The 14,377-nt window shown below is 66.2% G+C and carries 16 protein-coding genes; 13 read left to right on the top strand and 3 right to left on the bottom strand.

Features of this window, described 5'->3' with window-relative positions; translation table 11 throughout:
* The first annotated feature begins 1 nt into the window (after position 1).
* The 12 genes from B5483_RS06560 (at position 2) to B5483_RS23735 (ending at position 10,144) form a co-directional block, all read left to right on the top strand.
* Positions 2-418, top strand: coding sequence for a CopG family transcriptional regulator (locus B5483_RS06560; protein WP_079729907.1), 417 nt, complete (start codon positions 2-4; stop codon positions 416-418).
* The gene (gene trbB / locus B5483_RS06555) at positions 415-1,425 is read left to right on the top strand and encodes a P-type conjugative transfer ATPase TrbB (RefSeq protein WP_079729779.1); all 1,011 of its coding nucleotides are present in this window, start codon (positions 415-417) and stop codon (positions 1,423-1,425) included. Before B5483_RS06560 ends, trbB begins: the two co-directional genes overlap by 4 nt.
* Positions 1,422-1,757, top strand: coding sequence for a TrbC/VirB2 family type IV secretion system protein (locus B5483_RS06550; RefSeq protein ID WP_079729778.1), 336 nt, complete (start codon positions 1,422-1,424; stop codon positions 1,755-1,757). The genes trbB and B5483_RS06550 overlap by 4 nt, the downstream gene beginning before the upstream one ends.
* Positions 1,754-2,038 carry a VirB3 family type IV secretion system protein gene (locus tag B5483_RS06545; RefSeq protein ID WP_079729777.1) on the top strand — a complete coding sequence of 95 codons (285 nt, stop codon included), beginning with the start codon at positions 1,754-1,756 and terminating at the stop codon, positions 2,036-2,038. The genes B5483_RS06550 and B5483_RS06545 overlap by 4 nt, the downstream gene beginning before the upstream one ends.
* Positions 2,032-4,485 (top strand): conjugal transfer protein TrbE, encoded by a 2,454-nt coding sequence (gene trbE, locus B5483_RS06540; protein ID WP_079729776.1) that lies wholly within the window; start codon positions 2,032-2,034, stop codon positions 4,483-4,485. Before B5483_RS06545 ends, trbE begins: the two co-directional genes overlap by 7 nt.
* Complete coding sequence (gene trbJ / locus B5483_RS06535) at positions 4,482-5,216, top strand: P-type conjugative transfer protein TrbJ (RefSeq protein WP_079729775.1); 735 nt, start codon at positions 4,482-4,484, stop codon at positions 5,214-5,216. Before trbE ends, trbJ begins: the two co-directional genes overlap by 4 nt.
* A 142-nt stretch (positions 5,217-5,358) precedes the next feature.
* Positions 5,359-6,663: a P-type conjugative transfer protein TrbL gene (gene trbL / locus B5483_RS06530; protein WP_079729774.1), complete on the top strand. Its 1,305-nt coding sequence runs from the start codon at positions 5,359-5,361 to the stop codon at positions 6,661-6,663.
* Positions 6,664-6,666: 3 nt separating this feature from the next.
* A complete protein-coding gene (gene trbF / locus B5483_RS06525; protein ID WP_079729773.1) occupies positions 6,667-7,506 on the top strand; it encodes a conjugal transfer protein TrbF in 840 nt (279 codons plus the stop codon).
* On the top strand, positions 7,503-8,465 hold the full coding sequence (trbG, locus tag B5483_RS06520; protein ID WP_079729772.1) for a P-type conjugative transfer protein TrbG: 963 nt from the start codon (positions 7,503-7,505) through the stop codon (positions 8,463-8,465). The genes trbF and trbG overlap by 4 nt, the downstream gene beginning before the upstream one ends.
* Positions 8,462-9,691, top strand: coding sequence for a TraB/TrbI/VirB10 family type IV secretion system protein (locus B5483_RS06515; protein ID WP_079729771.1), 1,230 nt, complete (start codon positions 8,462-8,464; stop codon positions 9,689-9,691). The genes trbG and B5483_RS06515 overlap by 4 nt, the downstream gene beginning before the upstream one ends.
* A 2-nt stretch (positions 9,692-9,693) precedes the next feature.
* A complete protein-coding gene (locus B5483_RS06510; protein WP_079729906.1) occupies positions 9,694-9,906 on the top strand; it encodes a DUF2274 domain-containing protein in 213 nt (70 codons plus the stop codon).
* On the top strand, positions 9,812-10,144 hold the full coding sequence (locus B5483_RS23735; RefSeq protein WP_079729770.1) for a helix-turn-helix domain-containing protein: 333 nt from the start codon (positions 9,812-9,814) through the stop codon (positions 10,142-10,144). Before B5483_RS06510 ends, B5483_RS23735 begins: the two co-directional genes overlap by 95 nt.
* Before the next feature lie 126 nt (positions 10,145-10,270).
* Here the strand turns inward: B5483_RS23735 and B5483_RS06500 are convergent, their stop codons facing one another.
* The 3 genes from B5483_RS06500 to B5483_RS23125 all read right to left on the bottom strand — a co-directional run bounded on the left by B5483_RS06500 (position 10,271) and on the right by B5483_RS23125 (position 12,923).
* Positions 10,271-11,875, bottom strand: a complete 1,605-nt coding sequence (locus tag B5483_RS06500) for a cation diffusion facilitator family transporter (RefSeq protein ID WP_079729769.1) — start codon at positions 11,873-11,875, stop codon at positions 10,271-10,273.
* Between the two features lie 376 nt (positions 11,876-12,251).
* Entirely contained in the window at positions 12,252-12,425 is a 174-nt protein-coding gene (locus B5483_RS23130) for a hypothetical protein (protein ID WP_156367372.1), read from the bottom strand.
* Positions 12,426-12,707: 282 nt separating this feature from the next.
* Positions 12,708-12,923, bottom strand: coding sequence for a hypothetical protein (locus B5483_RS23125; RefSeq protein ID WP_079729768.1), 216 nt, complete (start codon positions 12,921-12,923; stop codon positions 12,708-12,710).
* 574 nt (positions 12,924-13,497) lie between these two features.
* Here B5483_RS23125 and B5483_RS06490 point away from each other — a divergent pair.
* Complete coding sequence (locus B5483_RS06490; protein ID WP_054947171.1) at positions 13,498-14,376, top strand: OmpA family protein; 879 nt, start codon at positions 13,498-13,500, stop codon at positions 14,374-14,376.
* Position 14,377: the final 1 nt, after the last annotated feature.

The following is a 14,377-nucleotide window of genomic DNA, read 5'->3' as shown; positions in this document are numbered from 1 at the left end:
GATGAAGCAGAAGCGCGTCCGCTATCAGCTCTTCCTGCCGGAAGATCTGAGCCATCGCTTCGAGGCGCTGGCCGCCAAGCCCGGCGCCTCCAAATCGGCCATCCTCACCGACGCGCTCACCGCCTGGCTCAACCGGCAGGCCGCGAGCGAGCTGGAGAACCGGTTCAACCAGCGGCTCGACCGCATGTCGATGGCGCTGGGGCGCATCGAGCGAGACGGGTACGTCCTCCTCGAAAGCCTGGCCCTGTTCGTCCGCTACGAGCTGATGGTCCAGGCGCCGCTGCCCGAAGCCGATGAGGCAGCGCGCGCGGTCGGCCGCGATCGCTTCGAAGCCTTCGTGACCCGCGTCGGCGAGGCGCTGGCGAGCGGGCAGCGAACCCTTGCCGCCCCTTCGGTGCGCGAGGGAGCTCGGACATGAGCGATAGCCTGTCCTCCGAACGCCGCCGCGCCATGCTGCGCACCGCGATGGGGCCGACGATCGCCGCCGCGCTCGCGGATCCGGCGGTGATCGAGATCATGGTCAATCCCGACGGCGCGCTGCGGCTCGACCGATTGGGCGAAGGGCGGGTCGAGACCGGTGCGATTTACGATCCCGCACAGGTCGAGCGGATCATCCGCCTGGTCGCCAGCCACGCGCGCACGGAGGTCCATTCAGCCGCGCCGATCGTCTCGGCCGAGCTGCCGCCGCACGGGGAGGGGGCAGGGGAGCGGTTCGAAGGCGTGCTGCCACCTGTGTCGCTGGCACCGTGCTTCTCGATCCGCAAGCCCGCCGCCAGGATCTACACGCTGCTCGACTATGTGAATGACGGCATCATGCCGGCGGACACCGCGCGGCGGCTCAGCCTCGCCGTGGTCGAGCGCAGGAACATCCTCATCGCCGGCGGCACCAGCTCGGGCAAAACCACGCTCGCCAATGCGCTGCTCGCCGAGATGGCGCATCTCGACGAGCGCGTCATCCTGATCGAGGACACGCGCGAGCTGCAATGCGCTGCACCCGACGTGGTGGCGCTGCGGACCCGTTCCGGTGCTGCGAGCGGGGCCGGCAGCGTGACCATGGCCGATCTCGTCCGCTCGACGTTGCGGTTGAGGCCCGACCGCATCATCGTCGGCGAGGTTCGCGGGCGCGAGGCGCTCGACATGCTCAAGGCCTGGAACACCGGCCATCCGGGCGGCATCGCCACGGTCCACGCCAACTCGGCCGTCTCGGCGCTCTACCGGCTCGAGCAGCTGATCCAGGAAGCCGTCGTCACCGTGCCACGGCGGCTGATTGCCGAGGCCATCGACATGATCGTGTTCATCGCCGGCCGCGGCCTCGGTCGCCGCGTGGAGACGATCGCGCGCGTCGCCGGCCTCGATCCGGACGGCGGCTACGGCGTCCTCGACCTCACCCCCGATCCCACCCGCTCAGAAGGAGATTTGCCATGATGCTTGTCCGTTTTCCGGATCGTCGCACCACCTTTCTTGTCGGGGCGGCGCTCGGCCTTGCTCTGACGGTCGCCACGCGCGCCCAGGCGGCAGGCTCGGGCATGCCGTGGGAGCAACCGCTCCAGCAGGTGCTGGAATCGGTCCAGGGACCGGTTGCCAAGATCGTCGCGGTGATCATCATCATCGTCACCGGCCTGACCCTGGCCTTCGGCGAGACGGCGGGCGGGTTCCGCCGGCTCATCCAGATCATCTTCGGCCTGTCGATCGCATTTGCCGCATCGAGCTTCTTCCTGAGCTTCTTCAGCTTCGGCGGCGGAGCGCTGATCTCGTGATCGGTCCAAACTCGTTCAGCTCCCAGCACATCGAGGGCTTCGAGGCACCGCTCCACCGGTCGCTTGCCGAGCCGATCCTCCTGGGCGGGGCGCCGCGGGCGATCGCGATCGTCAACGGCACGGTCGCGGCCGCGCTGGGGCTGGGCTTGCAGCAATGGATCGCCGGCCTCGTGGTCTGGGCGCTCGGGCACACGCTGGCGGTCTTCGCCGCCAAGCGCGATCCGGACTTCGCGCCCGTGCTCGCCCGCCACCTCCGCCAGAAAGGGCATCTCGCATGCTGATGCTGCGCGAGTACCGCAATCGCGCCGACCGGCTCGCCGACCATCTGCCCTGGGCGGCGCTGGTCGCGCCGGGCGTCGTCCTCAACAAGGATGGGAGCTTCCAGCGCACGCTGCGTTTCCGTGGGCCGGACCTCGAAAGCGCGACCGAGGCCGAGCTCGTCGCGACCTGCGCGCGGGCCAACAATGTGCTGAAGCGCTTCGGCTCGGGCTGGGCGCTCCATATCGAGGCCGAGCGGCGCGAGGCGATCGGCTATCCCGACAGCCTCTTTCCCGATGCGGCATCGTGGCTGGTCGACGAGGAACGGCGAGCGGCGTTCGAGGGCGCGGGCCAGCATTTCGAGAGCCGCTATTATCTGACGCTGACCTTTCTGCCGCCGCCCGATCAGGCCGACACGGCGGGCCGCGCGCTGGTCGAGCGCAGTGAAGGGCACCAGGGGCGCGACTGGCGGCAGGCCCTGGCCGCGTTCGTGGCCGAGACGACCCGCGCGCTCGACCTCTTCGCCGGCTTCATGCCCGAGATCCACGCGCTCGACGATGCCGAGACGCTGACCTTCCTGCACGGCTGCATCTCGATCCGTCACATGTCCGTAGCCGTGCCCGAAACCCCGATGTATCTCGACGGGCTGCTCGCCGACACGCCGCTGACAGGCGGGCTCGAGCCGATGCTCGGGCGTCAGCATCTGCGCACGCTCACCATCCTCGGCTTTCCCAATCTCAGCCGTCCGGGCATCCTCGATGCGCTCAACCATCAGGATTTCGGCTACCGCTGGGTCACCCGGTTCATCGCGCTCGACCGCACCGATGCGACCAGGGCGCTGACCAGACTGCGCCGGCAATGGTTCAACAAGCGAAAGTCGATCACCGCGCTGCTGCGCGAGGTCATCTACAACCAGCCCGTCCAGCTGCTCGACAGCGATGCCGACAACAAGATGGCCGACGCCGACCTCGCGCTCCAGGCGCTGGGCGGCGATCATGTCAGCTTCGGCCATCTGACCACCACCATCACCGTCGCCGACGAGGACCGCGCCCGCGTCGAGGACAAGGTCCGCGCGGTCGAGCGGATCGTCAACGGGCTCGGCTTCACCTGCATCCGCGAGGGGCTGAACGCGGTGGAAGCCTGGCTGTCGAGCCTGCCGGGACAGGTCTACGCCAACGTCCGCCAGCCGCTCGTCCATACGCTCAATCTCGCGCACTTGATGCCGCTCTCGAGCGTCTGGGCCGGGCCGGCGCGCAATGCGCATCTGGGCGGGCCGCCGTTGCTCTGCGCCGAGACCGGCGGTTCAACGCCGTTCCGCCTGTCGACCCATGTCGGCGACGTCGGCCATATGATGATCGTCGGGCCCACCGGCGCGGGCAAATCGGTGCTGCTTGCGCTCATCGCGCTGCAGTTCCGCCGCTATCCGGGCAGCCAGGTCTACATCTTCGACATGGGCCGCTCGGCGCGCGCGGTGACGCTGGCGTGCGGCGGCGCGCACCATGGGCTGGGCCTCGGCGGCGATGCCGGCGAGACGATCGCCTTCCAGCCGCTGGCCGCGATCGACCGGCCGGACGAGCGCGCCTGGGCGGCCGAATGGATCGGCGCGCTATTGGCGCACGAGAAGGTCACCGTCGATCCGGCCGTCAAGGAAGCGGTCTGGTCGGCGCTCAGTAGCCTGGCGACAGCGCCCGCCGAGGAGCGCACGCTGACCGGGCTTGGCCTGCTCTTGCAGTCGACCGCGCTGCGCTCGGCGCTCGCGCCCTACACGCTCGAGGGGCCATTCGGCCGGCTGCTCGATGCAGCCGAGGACGAGCTTCGCATCGCGGATGTCCAGTGCTTCGAGACCGAAGCGCTGATGGGCACGGGCAGCGTGGTGGCGCCGGTGCTCACCTATCTGTTCCACCGGCTCGAGGCGCGCTTCACCGGGCGGCCGACGCTGCTGATCCTTGACGAGGCTTGGAAGTTCCTCGACCATCCGCTGTTCGCCGCGCGCATTCGCGAATGGTTGAAGACGCTCAGGAAGAAGAATGTCGCGGTCGTCTTCGCGAGCCAGAGCCTCGCCGACATCGCGGAGAGCAGCATTGCACCCGCGATCATCGAGAGCTGCCCGCAGCGTATCCTGCTGCCCAACGCCGCCGCGATCGAGCCGCAGGGCAGGGCGGCCTATGAGCGCTTCGGCCTCAACGCCCGCCAGATCGAGCTGATCGCCCAGGCGACGCCGAAGCGGCATTATTATCTGCAGTCGCCGCGCGGCAACCGGCTGTTCGAGCTCGGCCTCGGACCGATCGCGCTCGCCCTGTGCGGTTCCTCCGACCCCGCGAGCCAGGCCCTGATCGATCGACTGATCGCCGAGGGCGGCGCCGAGACCTTTGCCGCTCGGTACCTGCGCGAAACCGGCCTCGCCTGGGCCGCCGATCTGCTCGCGCAATTTCCCCTTTCCCAAGCCCCCAACCAAGGAGTTGCCCCATGAAGACCAAGTTCCTGTCCGCTGCCGTGTCCGCCGCGCTGACCGTCGGCATGGTGAGCATCGTCGGCCTGCCGGCGACGCCCGCCGCGGCGATCCCCGTGTTCGACGCGAGCAACTACGCCCAGAACCTGCTCACCGCCGCGCGCACGCTCACCCAGATCAACAACCAGATCCAGTCGCTGCAGAACGAAGCGAACATGCTGCTCAACCAGGCGAAGAACCTGACCCGGGTCAGCTTTCCCGAGCTCGACGCGCTGCGCCAGACCATCCAGCAGATCGACGTGCTGATGGGCCAGGCGCAGGGCATCAACTTCCGCGTCGACGGGCTCGACCAGCAGTTTCGCCGGCTTTTCCCGAACGACCTCAAGAGCGCGCTCAATAGCAATGCGCAGGTGATCGCCGCGCGCGAACGGCTCGAAACCGCGATGGCCGCCTACAAGCAGACGATGGGCGTGCAGTCCCAGGTGGTCGAGAACGTCTCCGCCGATGCGCGCACGCTCGAGAGCCTGGTGGCCCGCAGCCAGGGTGCCGAGGGTGCGCTCGCCGCGCAGCAGACCACCAACCAACTGCTGGCGCTCACCGCCAAGCAGCAGTTCCAGATCCAGAACCTGATGGCGGCGCAATACCGCGCCGAGGCGATGGACGCGGCCCGCCGCGTCCAGGCGGAGACCGACGCCAAGGCCGCGACCAGGCGGTTCCTCGGCGCGGGCAAGGCTTATACGCCGCAGCAGTAACGAGACCGGTCGCGACGGACGAAGACGCGCCTCGCGCGTCCTCATCCCCCCAGCCGTCGCGGCCGCAGCCCGCGGGGTTCCGGTCGCCCCCTGCTCCCCCGCCGGAGCCCCGCGGCACCCTTCATTCAACAGGACAGCGCAGTTGAACGATTTGAACGTCATCGATCGCTTTCTGCAGGCGTTCATCACCTATATCGACGCGGGTTTCGGCCTGCTCGGGGGCGATGTCCATTTCCTGACGACGGTGCTGATCGGCATCGACATCACGCTCGCCGGCCTGTTCTGGGCGATGGGCGGCGAGGACGACATACTCGGCCGCTTCCTCAAGAAGATCCTCTACATCGGCGCCTTCGCGCTAATCCTGAACAGCTTCTCGACGCTCGCCGACATCATCTTCAAATCCTTCGCGCAAGCGGGGCTCACCGCCGGCGGCGGCTCGCTGTCGGCCGCCGACCTGCTGCGCCCGGGCCGGCTCGCCGGAACCGGCTTCGAAGCGGCCTGGCCGCTGCTCGACCAGGCGTCGAACATGCTCGGCTTCACGACCTTCTTCGACAATTTCCTGACGATCATGGTGCTGCTGATCGCCTGGCTGATCATCATCATCGCCTTCTTCATCCTCGCCGTGCAGATGTTCGTTTGCATCATCGAGTTCAAGCTGACCTCGCTCGCCGGCTTCATCCTCGTGCCGTTCGCGCTGTGGGGGCGGACCAGCTTCCTCGCCGAACGGGTGCTGGGGTCGGTGGTCACCTCGGGCATCAAGGTGATGGTGCTCGCCGTCATCGTCGGCATCGGTTCCAACTTCTTCGCCGAGTTCACCGCCGCGCTGCAGGGCCAGGAACCCGATATCGCGCAGGCCATGACCTTGGTGCTCGCCAGCCTCGCCTTGTTCGGGCTCGGCATTTTCGGCCCCTCGATCGCCTCCGGCCTGGTCGCCGGCGCGCCCCAGCTCGGCGCCGGTTCGGCGGTCGCGACCACCGCGCTCGCCGCCGGCGGCTTTGCCGCAGCAGGCGGCGCCGGTGTTGCTGCGGCGCGCGGCGTAGCCGGGGCCGGCCTCGGCGCCATCCGCGCCGGCACCTCCATCGGCTCGGCCGCCTCGACCGCCTGGAAGCTCGGCCAGGAGACATCGGGCTCCGCCTCGATCGGCGCCGGGATCGGTGGCCTCGCCACTGCGGCGCGCGGCGCCGCGGCAGGACGCGCAAGTGGCGGCCTCGGCCTGCGCGCCGCCGCCGAGCGTGGGCAGCAGGCGGCCTGGCGGGCGGGCAGCACGACTCCCGCTGGCGCCGTGGCGGCGGGCGAAAGCGCGACCCCGGATTCGGCGCCGGCCTGGGCGCGCAATCTCCAGGCCGTCCAGACCCGCCGTCACCACCGCCAGATGGCGATCCACGCGCTCCAGAGCGGCGATCGCGGCGGTGCGGGCGCCACCCCTGACATCAAGGAAAGGGACTGACCGATGAAGTTCAGACGCGCTGTCCAGCGCTACGGGCGGACGCCCGAACCGGAAACACCCTACAGCCGAGCCGGCCAGCTCTGGGACGAGCGGATCGGCTCGGCCCGCGTCCAGGCGCGCAACTGGCGGCTGATGGCCTTCGGCGGGCTGTTCCTCACCACCGGCCTGTCGAGTGCGCTCGTCTGGCAGTCGATGCAGAGCCGGGTGGTGCCCTATGTGGTAGAGGTCGATCGGCTCGGCGCCGCACAGGCGGTGGCGCCGGCCGCCAGCGACTATCGGCCGACCGACCCGCAGATCGCCTGGTTCCTCGCGCGGTTCATCACCGACATTCGCTCGCGCTCGCTCGATGCCGTGCTGATGCGCGAGAACTGGCTCGAGGCCTATGATTTCGCCACGAAGCGCGGCGCCCTTTTCCTCGGCGAATATGCGCGCGCGGCGAACCCCTTCGCCGAGATCGGCGAGAAAACCGTGTCGGTCCAGGTGACCAGCGTCGTGCGAGCCTCCGACAGATCGTTCCAGGTTAAGTGGACCGAGAGCCGGTACGAGCGCGGCAGCCTTGCCGGCACCTCGCGCTGGACGGCGATCCTGACGGTGATCGTCAAGCCGCCGCGCGACGCCGACACGCTCCGGAAGAATCCGCTCGGCCTCTATGTCGACGGCATCGACTGGAGCCGCGAGCTCGAGACGCCCGGGCCCGACCAGGCGGGGCAGCCGATTGTCCGCCCTGCTCCTGCGGCGGAACCGGCGGTCCCATCATCCCCGCCGACGACCCTGCCGCTCGGCTCCCCGCTCGATCCCAATCTGGCCGCGCCCGCGCAGCCCCAACCGGAGACCCGCCCATGAAATATCTGCTAGGCTTGGCGACCACGCTCGCCGGCGCCGCATCCGCATTCGCCCAATCCCTGCCGCCGGCCCCGCCAACGAGCGGGACTTCGCCGTCATCGCCTGCGGCGGCGCCCGCGGTCGCAACGCCGGCACCGCTCCCGGCCGCTCCGCCCATCGCGATTGCGAGCGCCAGATATCGCAAGCTGCCGCTATCGCCGGCGGAGCTGCGCGTCCGCGCCGCCAATCGCACCGCCACGCGCGAGCCGGATGCCCAAGCCTTCGTCAATGCAGTGCAGGTCTATCCGTTCAGCGAAGGCGTGCTCTATCGCCTGTTGGCAGCCCCCGAACGTGTGACCGACATCGCCTTGCAGCCGGGCGAAACGGTCGTTTCGGTCGCGGCGGGCGATACCGTGCGCTGGACGGTCGGCGATACGACGAGCGGCACGGGCGAGAGCAAGCGCGTCCACATCCTGGTGAAGCCCTTCGCGGCGGGTCTGTCGACCAACCTCATCATCACCACCGACCGGCGCGCCTATCATCTGCAGATGGAGAGCAGGTCGACGGCGATGGCCGGCTTGTCGTGGAGCTATCCGCAGGATGAGCTGCTCGCGATTCGGCGGCGCCAGGCCGAGGCGCAGGCCACAGCGCCGGTCGCGTCCGGGCTCGCGGTCGAGAACCTCAACTTCAGCTACAAAATCAGCGGAGACAATCCAGCGTGGCGGCCGCTGCGTGCCTTCGACGACGGGCGGCAAACCTTCATCGAGTTTCCGCCCAGCATTGCGGTCGGCGAGGCGCCGCCGCTGTTCGTGCTCGGGGACAAGGGCAACGCCCAACTCGTCAACTATCGCATGGCCGGACGCTATTATGTGGTCGATCGCCTCTTCGGCGCGGCCGAGCTGCGCCTCGGCGGCCGCAAGCAGTCGGTCGTCCGCATCACGCGCTCCGCTCCCAGGCACCGGCGGGGCAGCGCGTCATGAACGACGACACGCTGCCTCCCCCGGCGCCGGCGGCCGGCAAGGAAGATCCGGAGACGCTGGTGCTGCGCGCGCGGCCGGGCCGCGTGGTCCGGTTCCGGCGCGGCGCGATCGTCGCCCTTGCCGCGCTTGGATCGACCGCGATCGTCGGCGTTGCGTGGGTGGCGCTGAAGCCGGCGGCGTTCCGGATCGTCGCCGGCGATGAGGACCGGACCGACCTCTCGTCCAACGCGCCGCCCGATGCGCTCGCGGGCGCACCCCGAACCTACGGCGATGTGCCGCAGCTCGGACCGCCGCTCCCCGGCGACCTCGGCCGGCCCATCCTCGAGCACAGCCGCGCGATCGGCGCCGGGCCGCCGGCCGGTGTCGATCAGGCGGCGCAGGCGGCCGAAGCCGAGCGTCAGCGGATCGCGGCCGAGCGCAAGGCGGCGCGGGAATCCGGCGTGATGATGCAGCTCGCCGGAGCCGATCGACCGGGCCAGTCGGCTGCCAAGGGGAACGGAGGGAAGGGGGCCGCGACCTCGCCGGACCAGGCATCGCCGCGATTGGCGCTCGATCCCGAACGGGATCCGGGCAATCAGCAGCGCAAGGCGGACTTCTTGGGTGCCAAGGACGAGAGTGGTGACATCAACCCGCACGCGCTGGCGGAGCCCATTTCGCCGTACACGCTGAGCGCCGGAACCGTCATCGCCGCGAGCCTGATCACTGGCCTCAATTCGGATCTGCCAGGCCTCGTCACTGCGCAGGTGACCGAGAATGCCTACGACACGGTGACGGGGCGCATCCTGCTGATCCCGCAAGGATCGCGGCTGATCGGCAGCTACGACAGTGTCGTGGCGTTCGGCCAGAAGCGGGCCCTTGTCGTCTGGCAGCGCATCCTCCTGCCCGACGGGTCGTCGATCCGGATCGATAACGTGCCGGCGGCCGACACCGCCGGCTATGCGGGCCTCACCGACAAGGTCGATCTCCATACCTGGCAATTGCTCAAGGGCGTTGCGCTCTCGACCTTGCTCGGGGTCGGTACCGAGCTCAGCTTCGGCGACGAGAGCGACCTTGTCCGCGCCCTTCGGGAATCGACGCAGCAGAGTGCGTCCCGCGCCGGCGACCAGATCGTCACCAAGAATCTCAACATCCAGCCGACGATCACCGTGCGGCCAGGCTGGCCGCTTAGGGTGGTGGTGCACAAGGACATCGTGCTTCCGCGGCCCTGGCGGATGGCGGGGAGGTGAGCGTGGCAGATCTGAAGCTTTCCAAATTGCCCGACCGGACGCCGGTCAAGCTCACGATCAGCATCCTGCCTGACCTGAAGCGGGCGCTCGACGACTATGCCGCTCTCTATGAGACGGCCTATGGCCAGGCCGAGAGCGTCGCCGACCTCATCCCCTTCATGCTGGCGAGCTTTCTCGCAAGCGACCGGGCCTTCGCACAGATGCGCAAGAGGTAGTCCAGTGCCTCTATCGCAACCGCCGCATCATGGCGACGATCCGCCTCCGATCGAACCGATCAGCGTGCGCATTCCCGAGGCCGTTCGCATGACCGGATTGAGCAAGTCGAAGATTTACCAGCTTATTGGCTCTGGTGACATTGAGGCGGCGAAGGTTGGACGCGCAACCGTCGTATTCGTGGCGAGTTTGAAGTCTTTCTTGCGATCTCGCTGCAAACAACCGCGTTTACGTCCTTGATGCGCCGATAGCCATCAGCCGCTTCATTCCAATCGCGCGTCCGATGGGCGACCACATTGGCCCATTTCTCGAAAGAGGAGGCGGGAAAGATTCGTGATGTCCTCGTCGAAGGTCCGAGAAGGCCGACTATGCTGCCGCATTGAGCGCGGCAGCATAGTCTTCGATGTCCGCCCTAACGACATGATCCGTATTGGTGAACAGCACGGTCAAGTGCGCGTTATAGTCCTGCGGGATCCGCCCGCCACCGCCATGGACGACCTCCTCGATCACCCACTGGCGCAGCCGGGCCAGGTCGCCCTCGCGCGGCAATTCTTGGATCATGCGCATCACCACGTCGTGCAGCGTTTGCGTGACCTCCTCATCCACTCGAGGCGACCTCAAGATGGCCGCGAGCGTGCGCCCCAGAGCGGTCGCTGCCGAGAAGGGGATGTTCGTGCCGGTCTGATTGCGGTTCGCCGGCAGGGTCCTGTGGGGCGAACCGTCCGGAAGATCCGGCAGCGCCTTGATCCAACCGGTCATGTAGCTGACCAGCTCATAGAGCAGCCGCGCTGCCCGTGTGGGAAACTCCGCATGTCGATCGATATCGGGACCTGAGGAATCGTAGACGCGGGCGATCCGTTCGGCGAAGTGCGGAAAATAGAACAGCCACATGTGATTGGCGACGCCTTGGCGCAGCGCCGACGTGACCATCACGTCGAAAAAGAAGAAGCCGACATAGGCCGGATCGCGCCACCACTCGCGCTCATACCATTTCGCGCTACCGTTCAGCCGGTCGATGTAGCCCGGCGTTTCGGCCCCATCGAGCAGCCGTTCGAGGTAATTGCCCACCGGCTGCCAAACACCGAGCCGAACGGCGAACCTGCTGTCGGAGAAGAGGAAGTGCAGCAGCCGGTTTCGCTCCGGCAGAGCGTAGCCGATCGGATGCTCCAGGTTCTGGTTCTGCTCGAGTTCCTGATAGAGCGCGCTTCCGGGGCTGGCGATCAAGCGCTCGAGAAACGCATCGGAAAACTCGCCGCGGCTGTAGGTTTCCGCGCTCAGGAATGGCAAGGCGAGATAGGGGCGCTGGTCCGCCATATAGGCGAGCAGCTGCGGCGAATGGTGGACCAGCCGAAAGGTGTCGATCGCCGCTGCCTCGGCCTCGGCTTGAGCCGGGATCAGGGCCGAAAAGCGACGAACCATGGCCGATGCCCAGCCGGGCCAGTTCAGGCCCATCGCGCGCCGCGGAGGATCGTCGAAGTTCCACGGATCGGGCTGGCCAAAAGACTGCACCTGATCATGAAGCCGTTGCCATCGCCCCCGTCTGCGGCTGACCGAGACGAAGAGCTCGACGTGCGGCTCCAGGAGCGCCAGTGCCTCGCCCATGCGGCCTTCGTCGATCAGGCGAGCCGCCAGTCGCGCAAGCGCCGGCACCGATCCCGCTCGCACGCGGCTGAAGCGATGGATGGCGAAGGCGGCGAGCGCCCAGGCGAGAACGACCAGGAAGGCATCCTTGCGCGCAATGCTCGCCTTATCGCCGTCCAGCTCGAGCCAGGCGCACATGCCACCGAGCCACGATGGACAGGTGAGTGCTGGCTCGCGCAGCTCAAGCCAAAGGATTGCCAGCACCGCGACCATGGCAAGGGTGCCTTGCACCGGAGCGGCCAAGGTGGCGCGCAACCGCTGGACGGCGGGCACAAGCGCAAAAAGGCCGACGAGGAGCGTCAGCGCGGTCAGGAAACCGTCCAGTGTCATCCCTTCGGCTTAGCGGGATCGCTGCGCTGCCGCTATGACCGCGGCAACAAAGATGCCCAGCTGACGGCACGCGCAAATCGGGTGCCAGCGGACCTGGGCGCCAAGAATTGGCCGCGCCGATTGGGGCGGTGAAACGCCTTGTCGAAGTTCGGGCACGGTCCGTCGCTCTGGGGGTAAAAACGGGGGTATCGCTAGGGCGATTTTCGCTCTTGAGACAACGAAAATGACGTTAAATCAATAGCATGGGCGGATTGTATGAATCCCTCCTCCGCTACCATCCATTCACAAGGCAGCACTGTCATTATTGGCTAGGCCTCGTACGCGGCTCTTGCGCGCTATTGGGTCCTTCGGCGTCACACGTTTCGCGGGTGGCGGGTCAGTGCATCTGGTTGAGTTGGATTTGCGGGACGGGATCGGCGCACAAGGCTTGTCCGATGGCCTGATTGCTTTCCGGACACTTGCGCCAGCGCACAGCCGTTTCGATGTCCAGCGATGAACGATGGCTGCGATGGCTGCGAAAAAGCCCCTTGAAGCTTCTCAAAATCCTCATGCTGTTTCCCTTTTCGATATGGCAGGCCTGTCGACCGCATGGTTAATACGGCATTATCCATAGCATATCAAAGGTCATATATCGTTGTTTCGTCCCGCTATCGGACGGCGTTCCCGATGAAGAAGTAAATATTGTTGCGCAAATCCATGGAGTTCCTCGGCACCGGCTTGGCAGAGCCCTAATTCGATGGACGTAAACAAGGACGACAGAACTGACCAGGAAAGGGACAGTTGGGTACTGTCACGAGTAAATGGGGGTTTGCAGTGCCGGGATGTCGTAATTTTACAATTTGGCATCGCGTTTCTTGAAGTACATGACCTGTGCGACCCGAAGGGCTAGCCAGAAATGGTTCAACCCTGTCAGACTGATGGCAGCCGATTTCGATTGGCTGCCATTTTTTTGTACGCCTTGAACTGGCTGAGCGCGCTCGCTGATATCCGCTGGATATATGTCGACCGGCACGGGGCCGTCTGTCGTGTTTTGCAGGGCCGTGAACATCGTGCGCGCAAGCAATCGGTCGGCCGATCGTTGTTCACTCGCAGATCGCCAAAGCATTTGCTGCGTGCACTTTGCGTGCTGTTGGTCCCAATTGTTCGTGAAGCACCTGCCGACTTGAAGAAAAGCGATTGAAGATAGATGCTTAATTGAAAGCAAATTGTCCGGGATGGCCCCTGGTTGTCAGACTTCGGTTATCCGGCGCTGCGAAAAAAGTCCCACGATATCAGTCCCGAATCGTTAGGCGAGCCGCGACTTCAGGCGATGACTCTCCGTTTCCGTCATGATAAATTAACCATGGTGTGAACGCGGGTTCCTTTAGTGCCGTCTGGCTCGACTCGTCGCACATTGCGGTCGAATTACCTGCACAACCGGCGGTCTTGCCATACACGTTCATCTGCCAGAAAGGACGACCTGAACACGCACGAATACCGTTCATGTGCTGCATTCCCGCGGCACACCTTACTAAACCGGGGTGAACAGATTTCCGACAGCCGGAGATGCAATCACGGGGCCCGGCATGATTGAATGCCGCGAACAGGCAGGGCCGGCTGATGCCAATTGAAGGAGTAACGTAATGAGTGTCGTTTCAAAAAGTCCGAAGGCCTTGTTGATGCTGGCCATGCTGAGCCTGCCGGCAACCGGCAGCTTTGCGCAGTCGCAGGATCCCTCGCAGGGTGATGTCCTGACGACCACCTATGACACCGGAGCCGCAGACGCTTCGCAGATGACTGCAGGTCCCGAAGTCGAAGGCTTTATCTCGGCGCGCAGCGGCGACAAGATGCAGGTGACCTCTGCCGATGGCACCAAGACGGTCATCGTCATCAATGACGCCACCGTGATCAAGGCCACCGGCGGTTTCCTGGGCCTGAACAAGGACAAGCTGGCAGCGACCTCGCTCGTCAACGGTCTGCCGGTCAGCGTCGCGACCTTGCAGTCGGGCTCCGGACTCGTGGCCAGCAAGATCGACCTGAAGAGCAAGGACCTCAAGACCGCGGCGATGATCCACAACGGCACCGATCAGCGCTTTGCCGAGCAGACCGCCGCTACCGACGCTCTGCGCAGCCGCATGGGCGATATCGACAAGTACAACATCAAGGGCACGACCAACGTGAACTTCGATACCGGCAAGTGGGCGCTTTCGCCGGAGGCCAAGGACGCACTGTGCGCCACGGCCGCCCAGGCCGAAGGCATGGACAATGCGTTGCTGCTGGTCGTCGGTTACACGGACTCGACCGGTAACGAAGATTACAACCAGGTTCTCAGCGAAAAGCGCGCCGGCCGCGTCGTGAACTACCTGCAGCAGGCTTGCCACTGGAAGCCCTATCGCATGCTCACCCCCACCGGCATGTCGGAAGCCGACCCGCTGGCGACCAACGATACCGTAGAGGGTAAGGCCCAGAACCGCCGCGTTGAGGTGAACATTCTGGTCAGCAAGGGTCTCGACGGCCTTTAAG

Source organism: Novosphingobium mathurense, assembly GCF_900168325.1.
Taxonomy (GTDB): Bacteria; Pseudomonadota; Alphaproteobacteria; order Sphingomonadales; family Sphingomonadaceae; genus Novosphingobium; species Novosphingobium mathurense.
This window is presented reverse-complemented; position numbering and strand designations above follow the sequence as displayed.

Bases quoted from the DNA above. Each gene is read 5' to 3' on its own strand.
- B5483_RS06560 (WP_079729907.1), top strand. From the start codon at position 2: ATGAAGCAGAAGCGCGTCCGCTATCAGCTCTTCCTGCCGGAAGATCTG.
- trbB (WP_079729779.1), top strand. From the start codon at position 415: ATGAGCGATAGCCTGTCCTCCGAACGCCGCCGCGCCATGCTGCGCACC.
- B5483_RS06550 (WP_079729778.1), top strand. From the start codon at position 1,422: ATGATGCTTGTCCGTTTTCCGGATCGTCGCACCACCTTTCTTGTCGGG.
- trbE (WP_079729776.1), top strand. From the start codon at position 2,032: ATGCTGATGCTGCGCGAGTACCGCAATCGCGCCGACCGGCTCGCCGAC.
- trbJ (WP_079729775.1), top strand. From the start codon at position 4,482: ATGAAGACCAAGTTCCTGTCCGCTGCCGTGTCCGCCGCGCTGACCGTC.
- trbF (WP_079729773.1), top strand. From the start codon at position 6,667: ATGAAGTTCAGACGCGCTGTCCAGCGCTACGGGCGGACGCCCGAACCG.
- trbG (WP_079729772.1), top strand. From the start codon at position 7,503: ATGAAATATCTGCTAGGCTTGGCGACCACGCTCGCCGGCGCCGCATCC.
- B5483_RS06515 (WP_079729771.1), top strand. From the start codon at position 8,462: ATGAACGACGACACGCTGCCTCCCCCGGCGCCGGCGGCCGGCAAGGAA.
- B5483_RS23735 (WP_079729770.1), top strand. From the start codon at position 9,812: ATGGCCAGGCCGAGAGCGTCGCCGACCTCATCCCCTTCATGCTGGCGA.
- B5483_RS06500 (WP_079729769.1), bottom strand. From the start codon at position 11,875: ATGACACTGGACGGTTTCCTGACCGCGCTGACGCTCCTCGTCGGCCTT.
- B5483_RS23130 (WP_156367372.1), bottom strand. From the start codon at position 12,425: ATGAGGATTTTGAGAAGCTTCAAGGGGCTTTTTCGCAGCCATCGCAGC.
- B5483_RS23125 (WP_079729768.1), bottom strand. From the start codon at position 12,923: ATGTTCACGGCCCTGCAAAACACGACAGACGGCCCCGTGCCGGTCGAC.
- B5483_RS06490 (WP_054947171.1), top strand. From the start codon at position 13,498: ATGAGTGTCGTTTCAAAAAGTCCGAAGGCCTTGTTGATGCTGGCCATG.